The sequence below is a fragment of the Spirosoma foliorum genome (assembly GCF_014117325.1).
GTDB lineage: Bacteria > Bacteroidota > Bacteroidia > Cytophagales > Spirosomataceae > Spirosoma > Spirosoma foliorum.
This window is the reverse complement of sequence record NZ_CP059732.1, coordinates 6,953,201-6,974,859: the sequence shown is the minus strand read 5'-3', so window position 1 is coordinate 6,974,859 and position 21,659 is coordinate 6,953,201. Positions and strand designations below refer to the sequence as shown.

17 protein-coding genes and 1 tRNA gene are annotated in these 21,659 nt (G+C 45.3%); all 18 read right to left on the bottom strand.

The window, feature by feature from the left end; translation table 11 throughout:
- Positions 1-88: 88 nt before the first annotated feature.
- Positions 89-262 carry a T9SS type A sorting domain-containing protein gene (locus H3H32_RS38075; protein ID WP_309547119.1) on the bottom strand — a complete coding sequence of 58 codons (174 nt, stop codon included), beginning with the start codon at positions 260-262 and terminating at the stop codon, positions 89-91.
- Complete coding sequence (locus H3H32_RS29295) at positions 192-2,273, bottom strand: sialate O-acetylesterase (RefSeq protein ID WP_309547118.1); 2,082 nt, start codon at positions 2,271-2,273, stop codon at positions 192-194. The genes H3H32_RS38075 and H3H32_RS29295 overlap by 71 nt, the downstream gene beginning before the upstream one ends.
- A gap of 188 nt (positions 2,274-2,461) precedes the next feature.
- Positions 2,462-5,434, bottom strand: a complete 2,973-nt coding sequence (locus H3H32_RS29290; protein WP_182459267.1) for a T9SS type A sorting domain-containing protein — start codon at positions 5,432-5,434, stop codon at positions 2,462-2,464.
- A 52-nt stretch (positions 5,435-5,486) separates the two neighbouring features.
- On the bottom strand, positions 5,487-6,491 hold the full coding sequence (gene obgE / locus H3H32_RS29285) for a GTPase ObgE (RefSeq protein ID WP_182459266.1): 1,005 nt from the start codon (positions 6,489-6,491) through the stop codon (positions 5,487-5,489).
- Positions 6,492-6,505: 14 nt separating this feature from the next.
- Complete coding sequence (locus H3H32_RS29280; protein WP_182459265.1) at positions 6,506-7,084, bottom strand: adenylate kinase; 579 nt, start codon at positions 7,082-7,084, stop codon at positions 6,506-6,508.
- Positions 7,085-7,253: 169 nt separating this feature from the next.
- Positions 7,254-9,020 (bottom strand): tetratricopeptide repeat protein, encoded by a 1,767-nt coding sequence (locus tag H3H32_RS29275; protein WP_182459264.1) that lies wholly within the window; start codon positions 9,018-9,020, stop codon positions 7,254-7,256.
- An 88-nt stretch (positions 9,021-9,108) separates the two neighbouring features.
- Positions 9,109-9,996: a PstS family phosphate ABC transporter substrate-binding protein gene (locus tag H3H32_RS29270; protein ID WP_182459263.1), complete on the bottom strand. Its 888-nt coding sequence runs from the start codon at positions 9,994-9,996 to the stop codon at positions 9,109-9,111.
- 38 nt (positions 9,997-10,034) lie between these two features.
- Positions 10,035-10,256 (bottom strand): hypothetical protein, encoded by a 222-nt coding sequence (locus H3H32_RS29265; protein WP_182459262.1) that lies wholly within the window; start codon positions 10,254-10,256, stop codon positions 10,035-10,037.
- Between the two features lie 8 nt (positions 10,257-10,264).
- Positions 10,265-11,089, bottom strand: coding sequence for an energy transducer TonB (locus H3H32_RS29260; RefSeq protein ID WP_182459261.1), 825 nt, complete (start codon positions 11,087-11,089; stop codon positions 10,265-10,267).
- Between the two features lie 4 nt (positions 11,090-11,093).
- Positions 11,094-11,630: an ExbD/TolR family protein gene (locus H3H32_RS29255; protein ID WP_111346199.1), complete on the bottom strand. Its 537-nt coding sequence runs from the start codon at positions 11,628-11,630 to the stop codon at positions 11,094-11,096.
- A 57-nt stretch (positions 11,631-11,687) separates the two neighbouring features.
- Entirely contained in the window at positions 11,688-12,314 is a 627-nt protein-coding gene (locus tag H3H32_RS29250; protein ID WP_182459260.1) for an ExbD/TolR family protein, read from the bottom strand.
- A gap of 75 nt (positions 12,315-12,389) precedes the next feature.
- Entirely contained in the window at positions 12,390-13,226 is an 837-nt protein-coding gene (locus tag H3H32_RS29245; protein ID WP_182459259.1) for a MotA/TolQ/ExbB proton channel family protein, read from the bottom strand.
- Between the two features lie 583 nt (positions 13,227-13,809).
- Positions 13,810-13,883: transfer RNA gene (locus H3H32_RS29240), tRNA-Pro, on the bottom strand.
- A gap of 99 nt (positions 13,884-13,982) precedes the next feature.
- Positions 13,983-16,388, bottom strand: coding sequence for a M1 family metallopeptidase (locus tag H3H32_RS29235; RefSeq protein WP_182459258.1), 2,406 nt, complete (start codon positions 16,386-16,388; stop codon positions 13,983-13,985).
- A 26-nt stretch (positions 16,389-16,414) separates the two neighbouring features.
- On the bottom strand, positions 16,415-18,808 hold the full coding sequence (locus H3H32_RS29230; RefSeq protein WP_182459257.1) for a M1 family metallopeptidase: 2,394 nt from the start codon (positions 18,806-18,808) through the stop codon (positions 16,415-16,417).
- A gap of 102 nt (positions 18,809-18,910) precedes the next feature.
- Positions 18,911-19,531: a HupE/UreJ family protein gene (locus H3H32_RS29225; protein WP_182459256.1), complete on the bottom strand. Its 621-nt coding sequence runs from the start codon at positions 19,529-19,531 to the stop codon at positions 18,911-18,913.
- A gap of 156 nt (positions 19,532-19,687) precedes the next feature.
- Positions 19,688-20,200, bottom strand: a complete 513-nt coding sequence (locus H3H32_RS29220; protein ID WP_182459255.1) for a gamma carbonic anhydrase family protein — start codon at positions 20,198-20,200, stop codon at positions 19,688-19,690.
- A gap of 105 nt (positions 20,201-20,305) precedes the next feature.
- On the bottom strand, positions 20,306-21,607 hold the full coding sequence (locus tag H3H32_RS29215) for a sll1863 family stress response protein (RefSeq protein WP_182459254.1): 1,302 nt from the start codon (positions 21,605-21,607) through the stop codon (positions 20,306-20,308).
- Positions 21,608-21,659 lie beyond the last annotated feature (52 nt).

The window sequence follows — 21,659 nt, the reverse complement described above, 5'->3', positions numbered from 1 at the left end:
CAATGCCTGACGCGGAGACTCAACTATTAGAAAATAGTTAAAGCCTCCCGATTAGGAGAGGCTTTAACTATAAAACGAGTAAAAGTGCTTATCGATTGATAATGATACGTCTGGATATATCAAAGCCTGCCGAGCGTACTCTGACCAAGTAAACTCCCTGTGCTAACCCAGTTAGATCAATCGCTTTACGTTCATCCAGAACAGGAACCTGGGTTGAGAAAAGTTTTTGTCCGCTCAATGAGAATACATCGAATGTCGGCATTCTTCAAATTCTCAATGGTTTCAACGGTGATTGTTCCCGTAGTTGATGGATTCGGATAAATACTTAAACCCCCGTTTGACTGGTCGAACGTAAACGCTTTGGGCGCGCTATAATCGGAGTAACAGGTTATTGTATTGTTACTGGAAAGTGCGAAGGTTGTTTTCGTACGGGCTGAATAATTAGCCGAGACAACAACTTTTACAACTGCACTGGTTTGGGGAAGTATCTCTCCGCCAGCTCGTTGCCAATCAAATAGATCAACCTGCCCTCCAGAAGGAGTAGGTAATACAGCTTGCAAACTATAAGCACCAACTTGCTCAATGGTAGGGGTTGGGACTTTAGGACGTACCGTCAGTGTGATAGTAGCTGGTTGAGACGATTTACAACCATATACGTTGACTGCCTGAAGCGTGTAATTGCCACTTTTATTTAGGGCAATTGTTTTACTTATTGTAGTAGTCGTGCTGAAGCTCCATAGACCTGTGCTGTTTGCTGAGGTATTCGCAAGGAGCGACAACGTTGAATCAGCGCATACCTGCTGTTGATTATCAACAATTACACCCGGTTTACTGGCAAGCGAAATGGTTGGCGTAGCTGGTACAATTGGAGTTTGTACATCAATAGCGGGTGATAAATAAGTATTGCCTACCTTATCTTTTAACACCGCCCGGTAAACACCTGGTTGATTAATAGTAATCGTTTGTGTCGATTGACCAGAATTCCAGGTATAAGATTTATATGAATTAGGCAAACTAAGTGTCAGATTACCGTTTGTAGCGCCACATGTAACGGCAATAGCTGGTTGTGGTAGAGGAGGTAATGGCCTGGAACTGGCAAAAAAGACCGAGTTTAGACTGGAAAACCAGGCTTGTGCCAAATCATTAAGTCCTTTATCGCCTGGATTATTGGTCGGACGGTTGCCAAAGTGAACAGCGTCAAAGCGAGGAATTTGAATATTGTCCGTAAAAGGACCCGCAAAAACGTTGTTATTGTAGGTATTAATAACATCGTTCTGTGCCTGAATAATATCCTGGCTTACCTGGCCGTCATTGTAAGATGATCTTGCCAGAACCCAGGCCGGATAACGCTCTGTATCAGCCCGTGTTTTATTGATAATATACTGCATATTATCTGAATAGTCTTTTCGGGTAGAATGTAGCGGAACGTTATCGGTTTCGCCCTGTTGCCACAATACGGCCCGCAAACCCTGAAGTGAGCAGTAATAACGAAGAGCAATTACTAAATTGGCGTAGGGCATGCCTGTAGGATAATTTTCATCAGGAGTACCGAGGGCAAAAATGTTTTTAGCCTGTACGCCATCAGCGCTGTCATGCCAGTTTTTAATCACTGTTCCGGCCCAAGCAGTATTAATAAATAGAACAGGAACACCATACTGCTTTACAATCAGATCACCTAGGGCTCCCCAACACCATGCACTTTGACCTCGTGGGCCAATAATTGATGTGGCACTAAGTTGTTGAAAAGATGGGGTTGGTGGATCTGCCAGCGAATTTGTGGTTATATTATTATAGGTTATGCAATTAACCCGATCGTCGCCGGCACCCAAAGCCCCATAGTCTTGAAAACCCTGTGCGTTTGATTGGCCCGTAATAATGAACACTTCACCAATACCAACTTTACGAACAACGTCAGAACTAACAATTACTCCCTTAACGAAGGCTTGGACTTCTAAGCGATACCAACCTCCTTTAGCCCGTATGGAGCCTTGAAAAAAGCCGCCCTGTGGATTTCGTTGAATTGTAGCCCAATCAGTATTTAGGCCTTGGCCAGTTTCTTCGGCCTGTACACGAGCTTGAATACTATCGACGGGCTGATAAAGGCTACCCGACAAATAGATGGTACTTGTGTTATCGTTTTCACGTTGAAATACAGCCCTACTCTCTGGATAGGTAATTTTTAGCACTTGACTGTTAGTCTGGGCTGTTACCTCCAGACTTAGTATAGTCAGTACTAACAGTATCAGATATACTGAAAAATAAATTTTGTTCATTTGATATCTATCAATAACCCGTTCTATGCCTAAAATGTCAATTAGTATGCATTATAGGTCAATCAATAGATGGTGCAAAAATCAGACCGCTCTAAAGTTGAGCACACTTTATTTACCAGAAGGCCTTCCCGGTAAAATGCAAATTTAAGGCTACTTTCTATGATTGAACGGTCATGACAGCATTAATATTACAATCCAAGGATAATTCGCTTGGAAACATCAAAGTCAGAAGCCTGAACGCGTAAAATATAAGAGCCTGACGGCATGCCTGTTAAGGTAAGCCGTTGCCGGTCTACAAAGGAGGGAACGTTGGTTGATAAAACCTGTTGACCTGTGAGGGTATAAACCGTAACGGTAGCGTTTGTTAGATTCTCCAAGGTCTCAATGGTTAGAATTTTATCGGGGTTTGGGTTTGGATAAACGCTTAGTCCTTTATTATTCGCATCAATCGAAAACGAAATTGGGGTTGATGGAATTGAATAACAGACCAACGTTTGGGAATAAACAGCGGATGAACGTGCTGTATAATTGCCTGATTTATTCGCTTTAATGATCGCTGTTTGAGTGGTTAATGAATCACTATCACGGCGCCAGCGAAATAGCGTTCCATTTGACGAGCTAACAGCCTCCAATGTATAAGTCCCAACAATATTCACCGTTGGCGGAGCTGGAAGTGCTCTTAATTCAACGGTTGTTGATCCCGATTGTGCCGATATACAACCATTTGCATCGCGCACCTTAGCTGTATAAATGCCCGCTTTCGAGGTTATGATTCGTTGAGTAGAATCGCCAGTACTCCAGAAAACAGTATAATTACCATCCACACGTAATGTAACCTGGTCTCCTTCACAAATGACAGGCGATGGACTCGCTAAAATGGTAGGAGTAGCTGGTAATGGATTAGCTTTTACCGTAATAGAAGAAGAATAGGGCGATAAGCAGCCATTAACATCAACAGCTTGGGCTGCATAATTCCCCGAGGTACCAATTGTAATTGCTTTATTCTGTTGTCCACTTGACCAGATAACATCGTATGGGCTATCGGCAACTAAAGACACCTGATTTCCATCGCAAAAGGTAGTCGCTCCGATTGCAGAGATAGACGGTATAGCTGGTAAAGGATTTACTTTGATTGTAAGGACATCAGATTGTTCGGATGTACAACCATATTGGTTCCGGGTGCGGACAGAGAAAGTACCTGATTGATTTAGCGTGATGCTTTGAGTTGTCTGGCCATTCGTCCATTGATAAGCCGTTTCTTGTGGAGCCGTTAAGGTAATTGTACGATCGGCACAAAAGGTCGTTGGTCCATTGGTTGTAATCACAGGCTTTGCAGGAACAGGATTTGCGGTTACAATAATCGTATTTGACGTTGCCGACGTACAGCCATTCTGATCAGTTACCGTCAGAAAATAAGAACCTGATGAGCCAATATTGACGATTTTATTTTTTTGACCATCACTCCAATTATACTGAACATTATCACTACTAGCCCGTAGTGCTGTATTGTCGCCAAAGCAAAAGGTAGTGGATTTGTCATTTGTAATTGTAGGCGTAGCAGGAAGAGGGTTTACGGTTACGTTAAGGACATTAGAGGTAAAGTCGCAACCACTAACATCTCGATAACGGACGTAATAATTGCCCGCTGAAGTGGTAGAGAGAGCCCGTGTTGTAGCAACAGTTGCATTGGTTGACTGATTTAACCAGGTTACATTATCATAACTACTAGTTAACGCTAAACTACTGCCAATACATACCGACGGTAAACGATTGTCGACAACTGAAGCCACTGGAGCATCCGATACATGTATTTGCCCCGAGAAGAATGTATTCCCCAGATTGTCTTTAATTTTAGCTTTGTATGTACCTGCTCCTTTTGTAATTGTATTGCCGGATTCTCCTGACTCCCACTGCACTGTTGAATAGTTACCATTAACAGTCAATTTTAAGGTATTATTACCCGCACAGGCCACTGATACCGTAGGCGCTAACGCTGCGCTAACAGGCGTCGCATTCTGAAAAAATGAGTCAGTTAAACTTGCATTCCAGGCATTAGCTACATCGACAAGCCCATTATAATCGAAATGTAGTCCTTCTGGATCATTCAGCGGATCACGTTTGCGCGGCACCTGAATGACATCCGTATTAGGGCCTGCATATACATTTGGTGTTGAACTAATAACCTGGTTCTGTGCCGCAATAATAGACGAATTTACACCAATCATATCGCCGTAACTAACACGGGCTACCACCCAGGCCATATTTCTATTATAATCCTGGCGAGCCTGATTAATGACAAATTTTAAATCATTGACGTATGAACTGGTGGGTGTACTGAAAATGTTATCCGTCTCTCCCTGATGCCAAAGGACAGAACGTACACCCAACATGTTTGCGTAAAATTGAAGTGCAATTTTAAGGTTAATATAAGGCTGTCGTGGGGGGTAAGCATCCCCATTATAAAGGCCATAAGCTGTTCCGCCATCAGGTGCACTTTCGCGCCAGTTTCTAACTGCTGTACCCGAAAATGCGGTATTAAAAAATAGGACAGGCACATTCAAGCGTTTAACTAAAATATCTCCTAACTGGCCCCAGCACCAACTTCCAACTCCCAAAGGCGCGATTGTGAAGCCTTGGGTGTTGTCCAACATTGTAAAAACAGGGGTTGGGGGGTCATTGGGAAAACCATCTTTTGGATACTGATAATTTACGCAGTTGACTCGGTCATTCTGAGGATTAGGGGCGTTCTGGTGAACACCCTGCGCGTTAGATTGGCCCGCTACAATGAACACTTCACCTATTCCGACGCGCTCAACGGTAGTTATATTTCCTACCTGTTGATCGCCATTCATCCCTCGAACATCAAGATTGTACCAACCACCGATTCCTGTTAAATCACCAGTAAATACACCCCCTGATGGCGCGGTCTGGATTGCCTGCCAATCTGTTGATGTACCCTGTCCATCTCTTGCTTGTAAGCGGGCTTCAATGCGCGTGACCACCGACGTGTAGTAGCCTGTAATTCGAATAGTCGCCTGATTTGAATTATTTCGCTGAAGAACGGCTCGGGTTGTAGGAAATGAAACCTGAATTTGTGCGTTTATTCCAAAAGATATAAACAGCAGAAACGCCGTACCACAAATCTTAAGAAAAGAGTTCATAATAATTAAAAACAGCCAAACTGATGGGTACAGATGGGCCGATCATGGAGTATCAGACTGGTTCAACAGTCGTCAGATTGTGCCAAATAAGATCTTTCAATTCATCCAAGCCTCGTTGACTAACCGAGGATATATAAGCTACAGGGACTTTTTTAGGAACATTGTTTTTGATTCTTTCCAGTGCTTCATCGTCAACCAAATCGGTTTTGGTGATGGCCAGAATCCGAGTTTTATCCATCAATTCAGGATTAAACTCGCGCAGTTCATTCAATAAGGTATTGTACTCCTGACGAACGTCTTCAGTATTAGACGGAATTAAGAAAAGAAGTATCGAGTTTCGTTCAATATGACGCAGAAACCGTAGCCCCAGTCCTTTCCCTTGAGAGGCACCTTCAATGATACCTGGAATATCAGCCATTACAAATGACTTATAATCTCTATACGCTACGACCCCCAAATTGGGGACAAGGGTTGTAAACGGGTAATCGGCAATTTCAGGTTTAGCCGCTGATAAGACAGATAAGAGAGTCGATTTACCTGCGTTAGGAAAACCAACTAAGCCAACATCAGCTAATAATTTTAACTCCAGTATAACCCACTCTTCTCGTCCTGGCTCTCCTGTTTGCGCATGATAAGGTGCCTGTTGAGTAGATGATTTAAAATGATCGTTACCAAGGCCACCTCGCCCTCCTGCAAACAGAATAATTTCCTGCCCATCTTCTGTAATTTCGGCCAGCTTTTCACTCGATTCTGGATCTCGGGCAATAGTACCCAGGGGTACCTCCAGAATTACATCTTCTCCTTCGGCCCCAGTTCTTCGACCACCCTCACCTGCTACACCGTTTCCTGCTTTAACGTGTTTACGGTATTTTAGGTGTAATAAGGTCCATAGCTGAGCATTTCCCCGAAGAATTATGTGGCCTCCCCGTCCTCCATCGCCCCCATCAGGTCCACCTTTGGGTACGTGTTTTTCCCGGCGAAAATGGACTGATCCAGCTCCGCCGGCACCTGAACGACAGTTTATTTTTACGTAATCAATAAAGTTTGATGAAGCCATAATATGCTGTTACCTCACGGTCGACTCTCTTCTATTTTTTGGCATATTGACTGGAAAATATCCTCAATATTACCGATTCCATCTATGGCCGCAAATTTTCCCTGTTGACTATAGTAGTCAGCAACGGGCATAGTTTCTTTATTATACACACTTACCCGTCGGCGGGCGGTGGTTTCGTCTTGATCGTCAGGTCGGCCAGATGTTTCGCCCCGCTTTAACAAGCGACGAATCAGCTCTTCATCATCAACGACCAGAGCAATCATTGTTGTTATGGGCGTTTGATAGTGACTCAACAATTCATCAAGTGCTTCGGCCTGGAGTACAGTACGCGGAAAGCCATCGAAAATAAAACCTGGAGCCGATTGATTCTCACGTAATTTATTTTCGATCATGCCAATTACTACCTCATTGGGTACTAAAAGGCCTTGATCCATTAATTGTTTGGCTCGTAAACCCAGTTCTGTGCCAGCAGCAATCTGCGAACGCAATAAATCACCGGTCGACAAATGAACTAAATTATACTTCTGAATTAACTTTTCGCTTTGGGTACCTTTTCCGGCTCCCGGCGGGCCAAACAGTACAAGGTTAAGCATCGGCGTTTTGGGGTAGTGTCGTGTAGTCAAAAAATTGCGCCCGCAAAGTTACGATACGCTCTGAAAAATAATAGCTATATTCATTGATAGTCATACTCTTTATGCTTGAAAATAAAAAAAGCGCAGGTTTTAAACCTACGCTTTTTTTATTTTCAAGCCAGAATATTCATTATTTACCGGCGACTTTCTTTTTTACAGGAGCTTTAGGGGCAGCTGGAGTAGCTGGTGCTGGAGCCGGTTTGGGCCCTTCCAGTGCCTTTTTCACATCGGCATCATTGGGGTCGAGCGCCAGAACTTTATCAAAATACTCCTTCGCTTTAGGTTCGTCTTTCTTTAAAATACTGAAGCCAGCCAGAGCTTTGTAAGAGGTAATTAAATATTTCTTATAGTCTGTTTTATCTGCTGGGTCTGGAGCTGTAGCCTGCTCAATGAATTTTTCATAGAGCGGTGTGGCTAAAGTGGCTCCTTTTTCTTTGTCGTTAGGATAAGCGTAGTAGTTAGAACCCGCACGGTAATAGTAAGCTAATGGATACTTCTTGCCGTCAGCTTCAATACGTTGTGCCATCTGGGCAAATGCTGAATCAGCCCGTAGGTAGTATTGTTGTTTTACCTGGCGAATCTGTGCTGTATCTGTTGCTGCTATTACGCTATCCCGACCAACGCGTGGTGCATATTGATAGCTGGAAAGACCTAACCATAAGAAGTCGTTGTTTTGCGGCTTTTTATCGGTTGCAATAGTCTTAGCGTAGTAAGTCGCAGCTTTGTCATAGCGTTTCGTTTTGTAATAACGCTCTCCAATTTCCCGATACAGGTTTTCGGTTGTATCCATTGGAGCCGCCTTTTCTAAATTAGCAATGCTAAGCGAATCACCTTCTGGTGTTCCTAATTGAGCATAAGCACGACCCAAATACTTATAGTCGTCAGACATTACCTTTTGAGGAGCAGTCGAGATAAACCGATTTAACGCTTCTACCGATTCGGTATTTTTGCCTAGAGCCGAATAAGCCCAGCCATACATCCGATCAATAATTGGATTATTGATTTTACCTTTCAGCTGATCCAGGTAAGAAATCGCACCCTGGTAATCTTGAGCCAGGAATTTATACCGAGCTACGTCAAGCAACAATTCAGGATCGGTAGTACCGCTTTTCTGAATGTATAACTCATAGTTTGTTGCAGCTGCTTTATAAGCCCGCGAATTCGCTAATGCATCAGCGTAAGCACGGTAAGTAGGAGCAAACTCAGCATCATTCTGAATGGCTAGTTTAAAATACTCCTGAGCTTTTGCGTAGTTTTTACCACGTAAGTACAAGCGACCAATTTTATAATTAGCCTCTGCTAGACTTGGTTTAGCAGCCAGCGCATTTTCGTACTTCGTAATAGCGTTGCCACCATCATTTTTCAAAAAGTAAGCATCACCCATGAGCATTTCAATCTCATCTTTTTGCTCACCTTTTTTGTCTTTTTCCTGAGCCAATGTCAACAATCGCAATGCTTCAGCTGGATCGTTTGTTTGGTCAGATAAGGTATACATCTCTCCGGCACGAATCAGAACAGCCTGATCTTTGCTCTTGGTTTGTGCAACGGCATTGTCAATCAGTGTTTTAGCTGCACTGCGGTCTTTTTTAGCTAGCGCTACGCCAGCAAGGCCAACGTTATTCAGTTGGTTTTTGGCATCGGCAGCAGCTCCTTTCTCAAAAACTGCTTTCGCCTTGTCAGGTTGACCGCTTCTGAGGAAATAATAACCGAGGTAAAACTGATTTTCAGCCGTAGGCGAACTGGTTGCTAATTTTGTTAGCTCTTGCTCTGCCTTAGTATATCGCTCAGCCTCGATATCCTGCAAGGCTGTTTTGAGATCCTGTGCCACTAAAGGAGTCGTTATGGTCGCCCCAACGAACAGGAAGGTCAATAGCGACTGCTTCTGGTTGTTCATCATGTACTTCAAGTTGGAAATGGAAAAAAGGTTATTGCTGATTAAACATTTGACAAAACTAAAAAATTGCGGTTAAACCAAAAAAACTTCCTCATTTTGTCAGGTTTATGACCCGATCGTATGGTATTCTAGGCCAAAGCCCCAATTTACGAATGATTAACGAGCCTGCATCCCGAGCTATATAATTTATCAACCCACCGCCTAAACCTGGGTGTGTTTCGCGGCTCAAGATATACACGGGTCTCCGTAATGGATAACGCTGCATACCTAAATCTTCCTGAAAGGGCTGAAAATAATCATCCCGTTTCGTCGGATTTGGTTTGGCTGATACGCCCATGACCCGAAGATCGCGAGCAAGATCAACAGAGAGCGGTTCATCACTATCACTAATCCAATTAACACCAATAAAACCAAGAGCTGATGGGTTTTTACGAACAAAGTCGATAACCTCCCGATTGGAATGCGTTGTGAAAATGCGTAACCCTGTAACGTCCTTGATGTTAAAAGTTTTTAATACAAACTCTAAATTACTAGAATTGTTATTATCAAACACCAGTGTAATCGGGCTATTTTGATTCCCACCACTTAGCTGTCCCCATTGTTTTACCTGCCCACTGAAAATACGTTGTAATTCAGACATGGTAATCAGGCTATCTGTATTGGCCTTGTTGATGATAAGCGCAACCCCATCAGTAGCAATTTTTTCGGCTGCTCCTTTTATTTTTCGTTGGTCAAGTACAGCCCGTTCATTTGGCTTTAGTTCTCTTGTCGTGAAAACGATTCGAGCACTATCCTGAAGCATCATATTGATGGCTTCCTGCTCAGGCTTGAAAACCACCTTGAAATGGGTATTGGGGTTAATTCCGGCATAAGCTTCGGTCAACTGAGTGACCAAAGGTTGAAATGATTCGTCGGCAGCAACAACGATACTACCGTTAGAGGGATTATCTAAGGGCGGTTTACCATTTCCGCAGCTCATTAATCCGAACAGCAACTCCTATAAATAGCAAAATTCGGTTAGTCATTTCCCTGAAAGCGTTGATAAGCACGATAGCCCCGGAAAGCGCCATAAATCAGCAGGAGAGCACCTAACCCGTAACGAAATGGGCCGGGTTCAGGTAACATCCCAAAAGACTGAGAGGAGGCAATCAGTCCGATGCCTCCTCCCATATATGCCAGCGAAGCCAATACTGAAATGTACAGCGTTAACTGCGCTGGGCCACTATTTTGTCTGCGCATAGACGAAATTATTCCAGCGTAAAGTTAATAGGCAGGTTGTACTTCACCCGAACTGGACGACCTGATTGTTTACCAGGGCGCCATTTAGGCATGCCTTTTACTACACGTTGTGCTTCTTCATCTGTACCGAATCCAAGACCTTTCAACACTTGAACGTCCTGAATACTACCGTCCGTATTTACTACGAAGCTCACAAATACACGACCTGAAACGTTTGCCCGTTGTGCAGCAGCTGGGTACCGTAGGTTTTTGCTTAGGTATTGGCCAAGAGCAGCCATACCACCACTAAATTCAGGCTGTTGTTCTACCACCGTAAAGATTTCCTCTTCTTTCGGAGCAGCTTCAACAGCAACCTCTACCTTGGTTGGAGCAGCTGTAGCTTCAGGAGCAGCAATAACTTCTTCAGCGTTAGGATCACCTTCCTGCGTTTTTTCAGCAGCTACGGCTTCCTTCAGTTCTTCAACAGCCGGTGGTGGCGTTTCTTCGGGTACTTCCTCATCCGGTTTTACTTCCGGTGGAAGGAATTTCACCGTGTTCACCTTTGGTAATTCTACCGGTGGTGGTGGCGGTGGTGGTGGCTCGTTCGGATCAATAGGTGGTGGTGGAAGTTTCATCAAGTCTACTTCTACCATCGCTTGCTCTTGTTTCTCCGGAGTTAAGGCACTGATGATTGTTGGAGAAAGTACGCCTAAGGTGAACAACACACCACCAATAATGAGGGCACGCGTTACCGCTTTAGGATACGATTTCCGCAGATCATATGCACCATACGCTTTATTCCGGTGGGCAAACACGATATCATCGAGTGTTGCCTGTGAATTAGTTTCTGCCATGGTGTTATGCGTCTAATTTTACTTTTTCTTTGAGAAGCTTTTTCTCATCTGGAGTCAGCACATCCACAAGGGCGTACCGCTTTAGTTTAGTAATGGCCATCTCATCCAGAACGTCAACCATGTTTTTATAGGTCGATTCTTTCGTTGGTTTGATAACGACTACAAACTTTTCGCCACCTACTTTTTTGGCATTTTCCATGAGAGCCTGACGAAACTCGTAGCCATAGCCAACCGTTTTCACTTCAGGATCCTCATTGGCGGCTTTTCCGAAAATGTAATGAGCCTTATTATCTTTCCCTAGAAAGATGGTCATTACATTGGATGCCTTGATAGGTTCCGTTTCCTCAGTTTTTGTTTTATCCGGCACGTTGAGCGTCATCGAGGATGGCTTGCTCAAGGTAGTGGCCAGAATGAAGAAGGTAATCAGGAGAAATCCCAGGTCAACCATGGGCGTCATATCCACACGGGTCGACGCTTTCTTGGAACGAACCTTACCACCATCATGCTTACCACCACCACCGCCAGTATTAATTTCTGCCATGTTTTCTTAACAGATTCGCGTGGTGAAAATCAAATTTAGTTGCAATCGCGTTAGCGCTCAATCAGGCTTCCAACCAGCTGGGGGAGCTTCCGTTCCCGTGATCAGGTTGAATTTGTTGATATTCTGCGCTTGCAGCGTAGCCAAAACGTTCTTGAATTCGGGGAATTTGGCGAGGTTATCACCTTTCAGCGCAATTCGAAGATTGTTATTAGCCTTACGGGCGTTGTAAACCCATTCTTTCAATTCATTCGTTGGACCTGCACCCGTCGTATCAGTTGGAATACCAGGTTGTTTTACTTTCGCCTGTTGCTCTTTCGGCATGTTCAGGTACGATTTCAGCTGATTGATTGGTAATCCAAAGTTCGACATCAGAGAGAATTCCTTCTTTTCGTTATTCGAGAAGGTAAGCCCTTTAGCGGCTGCAATGTTATCCAGCATAGCAATGCGGTTTTGCGCATTGTCAATACCGAAGTAAACTTTGCCGTCCCGACCAAGACCGATGGTCATGATGTCGCTATCAGGAACTTTAATTCCAGAGATGGACGAAGGGGTTTCGATAGCTGCGGCATCCTGCGACCGGAAATTGGCTGTTAGGATGAAGAACGTCAGCAATAGAAATGCCACGTCGCACATCGCCGTCATATCCACTGATGAACTAGCGCGTTTAATTTTAACTGCTGGCATGAGTTATTTTGTTTCTTCCTGCCCGATATAAACTCGGGCAGGTTGGTTAATGGACATCAACTGTGCTATCTCGGCTTAGTAGTGAGCCGCAAAGTTTTGCTGAATGCTCAGACCGATTTCATCGATGTTGTAGGTCAACACGTCGATACGGCTGGTGAAGTAGCTATACATGATCGTTGCAATAGCAGCTGTACCGATACCTAAAGCCGTGTTTACAAGAGCCTCAGAGATACCAGTCGACAGAGCACCTGTGTCAGGCTGTCCAGTTGCACCCATAGCTGCGAAAGCCCGGATCATACCAAGTACCGTTCCAAGCAGGGCGATCAGCGTCGAAACCGAAGCCAGCGTAGCAATGATGGTCAGGTTCTTTTCCAGCATTGGCAATTCAAGTGTCGTCGCTTCTTCTACTTCTTTCTGCAGGGCAACCAGTTTTTGTTCTTTGTTCAGTTCTGTGTCGGTAGCCAATTGTTGGTATTTTACCAGAGCAGTTTTAACAACATTACCGATCGAACCTTTCTGACGGTCGCACTCTTGGATGGCTGCAGCTACTTCGTTACGGTCAAGTTGGCTTTTGATTTTCCGAACGAAATCGTCAATTGAACCTGAACCATTAGCCCGGCCAATCGTGATGAACCGTTCGATTGAGAATACCAGTACTGTCAGAAAGCAAGTGAACAGAATTGGTACGATAAATCCACCTTTGTACACGGTACCGAAGTAATCGCCTGGAAGTGGTTCTTTCGTGTTGTCACCTTCCTGAAAGTGGCTTCCATCACCGAAGACAAACATGTACGTCAGGATACCGATGATCAGTAATACCGGTAAAACAAACGCAGGGTTTAAGCCACCTGATGAGGTCTTCTTTGGTGCCGGTGCTTTGGCAGGTGCTGGAGAGGGAGTTTGTGTTTTCATTGGAACTGGACTGTAGGGTTAAAATTAAAAGTTGGTTTACCCGGTAAAAAAAGTGAAAAATTTAGACTCTTTCGGTTCGTCCAGCTAAAAATTTAGTAGAAATACCGTCGAACCTCCACAAAAATATGTGTTTTCCGGCAAAAACCACACAATCCTATATGTCAAATCTTTCAATCGTATTGTAATACACCAATAAAGACTTGCACATATCCATTCTAGCAACTTTATTTTTTTGAGAAGCCAACCTGCTAAATCCTTATTTCTCAGAAATCGCCTATTAAGAGCGATCTGATTGCCTGGATTGAGGGCGTTTAGTATGGGGGAGCGTTGATCATAAAATAATTGTTAAGATTATAAAAAGGCCTCAGCAAGCGTTGTTGTGCCCTGTTTTATTATGGATGCAAGCGCTGGAGCAATTCCATAATTCTCTTAACAAAAATTAAGAAAAATTTTGTGCTAGCAGCCTGATGCAGTTGACACTTCATCCAGGGAAGCGGCCAAAAAAGAATTCCAGCGATTTGGGAGATGATAGGTAGGTAAAAGAAAAAGGAGACGCATTAGATACGTCTCCTTTTTTAGTCTGTCGGGAAGGCGGGATTCGAACCCACGACCTCTTGCACCCCATGCAAGCACGCTACCGGACTGCGCTACATCCCGAATTGGTGTGCAAAAGTAATGAATAATGGATAATGTACAATGAATAATGCTGAACCTCCGTCATTATTCGTTGTACATTATCCATTATTCACAGCTTATTTAATTCCTACCTGTACCTTGCCTAGCCGGTGGGGGAGTTGCTCCTCGTTGCTGTTGCATCGGGTTAGGGCCCTGTGGACCAAACCGTTGCTGCTGCTTAAACAACTGGAAACGTGTTGGAGCGGCAACACGTGGGAATGAATTATTTTCGGCGTCGATATCCGCGATTTCCTGGTAAGGATCAAGTGTCCACTGTGTTACTTTTTTGTTTGTGGTAATCACTTTCTTAATCGCTACGTCGTTGAAACGCCAGATTTCGGCTGGATAGCGCGCTACTGAATCGGTCCCATCTTCGAATTGCATCCGAATAATAACGGGCATCGGTACACCACCTTTATTTTTCAGCGACAACGTGTAGAAGTTTTGTTTGTCAGCTGTCTCGATAGCTTTCCGTTCATCGGCACTCAACGTGGCTAGGTAATCCTGATACTTTTTCTTGTCGGCCTCGGTAACGGCGTAAGGATCATAGCTGTTGTAAAAATCCTTCATGGTCGAATCTTTTGCCACAACTGTCTCACCTTTAGTAGCCGCATCGCGTTGTTTGCTGATGGTACCAGCCCGACGTTGTGCCTCGGCCCGTGCCGCTGCTTTGGTTATTTCAGGATTACCCGAATCGATCTGGAACCAGTCAACTTCTACTAAATCCTGGTCAACAGGCTCGACGCCATAGAACCAGCCTTTCCAGAACCAATCCAGATCAACACCAGATGCATCTTCTAAGGTACGGAAGAAATCGGCTGGCTCAGGCGATTTAAAGGCCCAACGACGTGCGTATTCTTTAAAAGCGTAATCGAAGAGGTCACGACCCATAACCGTTTCACGAAGAATGTTAAGCGCGGTGGCTGGTTTTGCATACGCATTAGGCCCAAGGCTAATTACGTTGTCGGACGAAGTCATGATGGGTGATAATACCGACTTATCCGACTTCATGTAATCAACAATGTACTGAGGTTCTCCCCGGCGACTCGGGAAGTTGTAATCCCATTCTTTCTCGGCCAAATATTGGCAGAAGGTATTCAAGCCTTCGTCCATCCAGGTCCATTGACGCTCGTCAGAGTTAACAATCATTGGAAAGAAGTTATGACCAACTTCATGAATGATTACCCCAATCATACCTGCTTTAACCTGATCTGTATAGGTGCCATCGGCTTCTGGGCGACCGCCATTGAACGAAATCATCGGGTACTCCATACCGCCACCAGCTGTAGCATGACAAGAAATAGCAACTGGATAAGGATATTTAATGGTCCGGTTACCGTACGATTTCAGCGTATGTTCTACAACGCGGGTTGAATACTGTCCCCAGAGTGGGTTGCCTTCTTTCGCATAGAATGACATCGACCAGATTTTGTGTCCGTCGCCGTAAACGTCGGTCTGCATGGCATCCCAGATAAAACGGCGGCTGCTGGTAAATGCGAAGTCGCGCACGTTTGAAGCAGAATACACCCACGTTTTCTTAGCTACTTTATCCGTTGGTTTAGTTTTCAGCGCAGCTTCAGCCTCGTCCTGGGTTACAATAACGACTGGCGTTTTGGATGTTGCGGCCTGAGCCAGACGCTTTTGCTGCGTCGCCGATAATACTTGCTTGTAGTTCTGGCACTCACCTGTGGCACCAACAATGTGGTCGGCAGGAGCAGTAATGGCAACTTTATAATTCCCGAAAATGAGCGTGAATTCGCCCTGGCCCAGGAACTGCTTGTTCTGCCAGCCATTTACGTCGTTATAGGCGCATAGGCGTGGAAACCAGTGAGCAATGAAATAGTTGTAGTTACCATCTTTCGGAAAAAACTCCAAACCGCTACGACCGTAGTACTCCGTGACGAAGTAATTCCAATCGATGTTGAACGAATAGCTGCCACCGGGTTTCAAACCTGCTGGAAGGTCGATCCGCATCATGGTCTGATTAATGGTGTATTTGAGCGCGGTACCTGTTTTGGTATCCTTTACCGATGTGATATGGTAACCAAACTTATCGGAAGCCTGCTGGCTGTTGCGCTCGCGAACCGAGGTGAGGTTTTGTAACTGAGCGAAACTCATGCCGCTTTCGTTAACACCACCAGTGCGGGTTACGCTGCCGATAGAGCCTTTCGCAAACAGATTCTGGTCGAGTTGGAGCCAGATGAAAGGGAGCTCATCGGTTGAATTGTTATGGTACGTAACGGTTTCCGAACCAATGATTTTCTGATTGGCATCATCAAGCTCGACTTTTATGTCGTAGTCGGCCCGGTTCTGGAAATAATCTTTACCAGGGGCACCAGAAGCCGTCCGGAAAGTATTCGGCGTAGGTAGCGTGGGGCCGAGCTGCTCAAAACGCGTATTAGCATTTTGCGTTGGAGCTTGCGGAGCCTGAGCTAATAAAACGGCTGACCATAAGCTAAGGCCAGTCATTAATACTATTTTTTTCATTGGCTGTTGTAGGTTAATAGAGATTGTTAGTTTCGGCCAGTACCTTGTCTGGCTGGTTGAGAAGTCGCTCCTCGTTGTTGTTGCATCGGATTAGGTCCTTGTGGTCCAAAGCGCTGCTGTTGTTTAAATAACTGAAAGCGCGTAGGCTGAGAAACGGGTGGAAACGAGTTGTCTTCTGTGTTGATATCCGCGATCTCGTAATAGGGGTCGAGCGTCCATTGCTTTACTTTCTTATTGGTCGCAATTACTTTTCGGATCGATACATCATTGAAACGCCAGATTTCGGCGGGGAAACGAGCCACCGAATCAGTCCCATCTTCAAATTCCATCCGTAGAATGACTGGCATTGGAATGCCGCCTTTGTTCTTGAGCGACAACGTATAAAAATTCGTACCGGCTTCGGCCAGTAAGCGCTCTTCGGCGGTTAAGGAAGCCAGATAGTCCTGATATTTCTTTTTGTCGGCTTCAGTAACTGCGTAAGGGTCGTATTGATTGTAGAAATCACGCATGGTGCTGTCCTGTGCCACCACGGTTTCATCTTTGCTTAAGGCGTCGCGTTGTTTGCTGATCGTATTCAACCGCTTTTGGGCAGCAGCGCGAGCTTCGGCTTTGGTGATATCAGGATTTTGTGAGCTGGCCTGAAACCAGTCAACTTTTACCAATGATTGGTCAACGGGTTGAACGCTGTAGAACCACCCTTTCCAGAAGAAGTCCAGATCAACACCCGATGCATCTTCCATCGTGCGGAAAAAGTCAGCGGGCTCGGGTGTTTTGAACGCCCATCGACGCGCGTACTCTTTGAAGGCGTAATCAAACAACTCACGGCCCATAATGGTCTCGCGCAAAATATTGAGTCCTGTGGCGGGTTTGCTGTAGGCGTTTGGTCCGAAAGTATTTCTGGGAATATTATCGGAACTGCTCATGATAGGGACTTGCAGCGTAGAATCCATTCGCATATAAGGCACAATCGATTGCGGATCGATGCCTCGTGCCGGGTAGTTGGCATCCCATTCCAGACAGGCCAAGCCTTCCAGGAAGCTGTTCAAACCTTCATCCATCCAGGACCATTGACGCTCGTCGGAATTGACGATCATTGGAAAGAAATTGTGGCCAACTTCGTGAATGATTACCCCAATAAGCCCATTTTTCGTACCAACAGAATACGTCCCATCCGCTTCGGGGCGGGCACCGTTAAAGCTAATCATTGGATATTCCATGCCACCAACGGGTCCGTGAACCGAGTAAGCTACTGGATATGGGTAAGCAATTGTCCGGCGCGAATAGGATTTTAAGGTGTGCGCAACAAGCCGGGTCGAATATTGGCCCCAGAGAGGATTACCTTCTTTTGGATACAAAGACATGGCCCAAACACGCTTGCCTTCTACATTCGGTTGCAGGGCATCCCAAATGAACTTGCGGCTACTCGCAAATGAAAAATCACGGACATTATCTGCTTTAAATATCCAGGTTTTTGTGCTCGTTGGTTTGCCTTTCTCGGCAGCTTCGGCTTCGGCCTGGGTGACAATAACCACTGGATTTTCACCAGGCTTATCACCTTTCCCTTTGGCTTCATTCCAACGCTTTATCTGGGTTGGTGTTAATACCTGAGCTGCATTCTGTAGCTCGCCTGTGGCTCCAACGATGTGGTCATTCGGGACGGTTAAGGCTAGTTTGTAGTTGCCGAAGATCAGGGTGAATTCGCCCTGCCCATAAAATTGCTTGTTCTGCCAACCCGTTACGTCGCTGTAAGCACACAGACGAGGAAACCACTGGGCTATTTCGTAGATGTAGTTACCATCTTTCGGGAAAAATTCATAACCACCCCGAGCGCCTGTACTTCTAACATCGACGATATTGAAATTCCAGTCGACCGAAAAGACTACGGATTTACCTGGGCTAACTGGCTGCGGTAAATCAATCCGCATCATCGTCTGGTTGATGGTGTATTTGAGGGGCTTGCCAGCCTGGTCGCGTACCGCCGTGATTTTATCGCCGTAATCTTTAGCCGCTAGTGTTGTGTTTGCAGTGAGTTGCTGGATACTGGCACCCTGTTCGGCGTTAATACTACTCGTCTGCGATGTTCTACCATCTACATCGGCCCGAAATGTGTTCTGGTCCAACTGGAGCCAGACATAAGGCAATACGTCTCCTGAATTATTGTGATACGTAATCGTCTCAGAACCGGTTAGTTTTTGCTTGGTATCATCAAGCGTAGCTTTGATGTCATAATCCGCACGGTTCTGGAAATAGTCTTTTCCAGGTGCTCCAGAGGCTGTCCGAAACGTGTTCGGGGTAGGTAAAATAGGCCCGAGTTGCTCAAAACGGGTATTGGCACGTTGGGTTGACGGTGGAGGGGCTTGCGCCTGGGCTGACCATGCAGGAATGGCTAAACCCGTCAGTAGCAAAATTATCTTTTGCATAAATTGGTTTATAGTTGTTGACGAGGAAGTAAAAATACGAAAAAAGAGGTTATCTAATTTGTATTGTGATAAGTGGAGCGTGGTAACCGCAAGAAAATGAGCTTACTGGAGTAATTTGCCCAAATACTCGTTGTTGATAATGAGCGATAGCGCCATGCCGGCTACAATACCGGATACAACGAGCGTCCAGCGTAGTTGGCTGGTACGGATGATATTAATAAGTATATATGCCAGCCCAAGAACAAGGCTAACGATAACCAGCTGCCCAATTTCCAGACCGAGGTTAAAGGCCAGCAATGGTGTCACAATGTCGGCCTCGTTGCCTAAGAGGCTGCGGAGGTAATTGGAAAAGCCCATGCCATGAATAAGGCCGAAGCTCAAAGCCAGCCCATAACGCCAGTAACGATTTGGTTGCTGAGCTGTGGATAAACGCGACTTGGATTTGGGTTCCCGAAAAAAGAAGTTCGTGATGGCCGTAATCAGAATGGTTATGGGAATGAGCAACTCAATCAGATCCGTTTTGTAATGAATGAGCTGGAGGGTTGCCAGTGCCAGGGTAATTGAATGACCAATCGTGAAAGCCGTTACCAGGATCAGGACTTGTTTCCATTGCTGGACCGTGTAGACGGCGCACAGGGCTATAACAAACAGAATGTGGTCGTACCCGCCAGGGTCGGTAATATGGTCAAAACCTAAGCGTAGATAAATCAGAAAATCATCCATGAAGTTTGATGAAGGGCAATATACTAAACGAAATAAATACGAGACTTACTGCACGAAAAAGAGAATGAATAATGGTGATTGACTAATTGATAATGGTTAATGAACAATGTATAATTGTATATAGATAGAAATTATACATTGTTCATTAACCATTATTCATTCTTTAAACCAATCGGCATACATGACGTAATTATTGGCCGTTCGGGCAAATACTTCGGCTTGTTCCGGCGAGACTGCTTTCAGGAATTTGGCGGGGTTGCCCGCGTAAATGGAACCAGGCGGAACGATGGTATTTTGGGTAACAATTGCCCCGGCGGCAATGATACTACCAGTGCCAATAACTGCCCCATCCATCACAATGGCTCCCATGCCAATCAAGACATTATCTTCTATGGTGCACCCATGAACAATGGCGTTGTGAGCAATGGAAACGTAGTTACCAATGATGGTCTTCGTTCGCTTATACGTACAGTGAATGACGGCTCCATCCTGAATATTGGTGCGATCGCCGATGGTGATCGAGTTGACGTCTCCCCGAATAACCGCGTTGAACCAAACGGTACAATCGCGACCCATGGTTACTTCGCCAACAATAGTGGCGTTATCTGCATACCAGCAGTTCTCGCCAAATACGGGGTGGATTCCCCGGACAGATTTAATCAGTGCCATACCGCAAAGATAGTTTGACGATTGGCGTTTATGGTTACCCCTAAGCACAGCAAATAAGGGACTGATTCACAGAACCAGTCCCTTTGTTATGCCAAAAATGGCTATTTACTTTTTGTCAACCTTATCAGCGGCTTTATCTAGCGAATCGCTAATGTCGTCAACAAGCTTATTGGCCTCTTTTTTCGCTTTATCAAAATCATCGGCGCTGGACCGTTGCACTTTATAGTATGCATCGGCTAGCTGGCGACGTTTGTCCTGCAAATCATTGATACGGTCTTCTCTTTTTTTGCGTTCCTTACGGCTTTCGTTTTTTACATCAGCTTTAGCGTCATCGATCTGATCGTCCAGCTTATCCATTTGTGCTGAAATGCGGTCCGTTAAGTCGCGACGGTCGCGATCTGATGCCCCGTTGCCAGATTGATCGTTATTCCGGCTATCGCTCCGGTCATCCCGACGCATGTCGTTGTTGTTATCAGTGCTTCGGTTATCGCGATTGTCAGAGTTGCTCTGATTGTTCCGATTATCCTGGTTTTGGTCAGAATTCCGGCGGTTATCCCGATCGTCGTTATTGTTCCGACGGTCGTCTGAGCGACGATTATCCCGGTCGTCGTAACGGCTATCAGTATTAGTCCGATTATCATCCCGACGGTCGTTATAATTATTCCGGCTGTCGCGGTCGTCGCGCCGATCTGAATTATTGTCGCTGTTCCGATCGTCTCGACGATTATCGCGATCCCGGTCCGACATCATTCGGTCATTATTGTTGTACGAATCCCGATTATCGGAGCGATTATTAGACGAATTCCGGTCATCGTATCGGCGGTCGTTGTACGAGTTATTATCGTTTCGATACCGATAGTTGTCATTATCTGACCGGCTGCTGTACGAATTCCGGTTATCGTCGCGCCGATTATCCCGGTCATCGTACCGATTGTTGTCATTGTAGCGATCATTCCGATTATCATACGAGCGGTCTCGGTCATTATACGAATCTCGGTTATCGTCGCGCCGATTATCCCGGTCATCATACCGATCGCGGTCGTCGCGACGGTTATCCCGATCATTGTAATCGTTGTAGCGGTTGTTGTAGGAGCTACCCGACATACGGCTAGGACGGTCGCTGTCATTATCGCGATAACTCATCCGGCTATCCTGCTCATCAGAAGACCGGTAAGGGTTTCGGTATGAGCTGCTGTTCCGCGAGTCAGAACTGCTCATTTGATCCTCGTCGTATGTCCGACCTTGTGAATCTCGATTATTGCGGGAGTTGCCTCTACGATCGCGCTGCACAAGATCTTCCCGACTGTTTTCTGAATTACCGTAAAGCCAGCGCTCCGTCGAAGCGCAGGACGATAAACCGACCATGGCTGTCAGCATGACGCCTACGACCCATATTTTCCTTTTCATAACGTTGTAGCCTTAATATTAATAACGTTGATTATTGATTGTGACTCGTATA

Excerpts from the sequence above, each read along its gene's own strand:
- H3H32_RS38075 (WP_309547119.1), bottom strand. The coding sequence starts at position 262 with ATGCCGACATTCGATGTATTCTCATTGAGCGGACAAAAACTTTTCTCA.
- H3H32_RS29295 (WP_309547118.1), bottom strand. The coding sequence starts at position 2,273 with ATGAACAAAATTTATTTTTCAGTATATCTGATACTGTTAGTACTGACT.
- H3H32_RS29290 (WP_182459267.1), bottom strand. The coding sequence starts at position 5,434 with ATGAACTCTTTTCTTAAGATTTGTGGTACGGCGTTTCTGCTGTTTATA.
- obgE (WP_182459266.1), bottom strand. The coding sequence starts at position 6,491 with ATGGCTTCATCAAACTTTATTGATTACGTAAAAATAAACTGTCGTTCA.
- H3H32_RS29280 (WP_182459265.1), bottom strand. The coding sequence starts at position 7,084 with ATGCTTAACCTTGTACTGTTTGGCCCGCCGGGAGCCGGAAAAGGTACC.
- H3H32_RS29275 (WP_182459264.1), bottom strand. The coding sequence starts at position 9,020 with ATGATGAACAACCAGAAGCAGTCGCTATTGACCTTCCTGTTCGTTGGG.
- H3H32_RS29270 (WP_182459263.1), bottom strand. The coding sequence starts at position 9,996 with ATGAGCTGCGGAAATGGTAAACCGCCCTTAGATAATCCCTCTAACGGT.
- H3H32_RS29265 (WP_182459262.1), bottom strand. The coding sequence starts at position 10,256 with ATGCGCAGACAAAATAGTGGCCCAGCGCAGTTAACGCTGTACATTTCA.
- H3H32_RS29260 (WP_182459261.1), bottom strand. The coding sequence starts at position 11,089 with ATGGCAGAAACTAATTCACAGGCAACACTCGATGATATCGTGTTTGCC.
- H3H32_RS29255 (WP_111346199.1), bottom strand. The coding sequence starts at position 11,630 with ATGGCAGAAATTAATACTGGCGGTGGTGGTGGTAAGCATGATGGTGGT.
- H3H32_RS29250 (WP_182459260.1), bottom strand. The coding sequence starts at position 12,314 with ATGCCAGCAGTTAAAATTAAACGCGCTAGTTCATCAGTGGATATGACG.
- H3H32_RS29245 (WP_182459259.1), bottom strand. The coding sequence starts at position 13,226 with ATGAAAACACAAACTCCCTCTCCAGCACCTGCCAAAGCACCGGCACCA.
- H3H32_RS29235 (WP_182459258.1), bottom strand. The coding sequence starts at position 16,388 with ATGAAAAAAATAGTATTAATGACTGGCCTTAGCTTATGGTCAGCCGTT.
- H3H32_RS29230 (WP_182459257.1), bottom strand. The coding sequence starts at position 18,808 with ATGCAAAAGATAATTTTGCTACTGACGGGTTTAGCCATTCCTGCATGG.
- H3H32_RS29225 (WP_182459256.1), bottom strand. The coding sequence starts at position 19,531 with ATGGATGATTTTCTGATTTATCTACGCTTAGGTTTTGACCATATTACC.
- H3H32_RS29220 (WP_182459255.1), bottom strand. The coding sequence starts at position 20,200 with ATGGCACTGATTAAATCTGTCCGGGGAATCCACCCCGTATTTGGCGAG.
- H3H32_RS29215 (WP_182459254.1), bottom strand. The coding sequence starts at position 21,607 with ATGAAAAGGAAAATATGGGTCGTAGGCGTCATGCTGACAGCCATGGTC.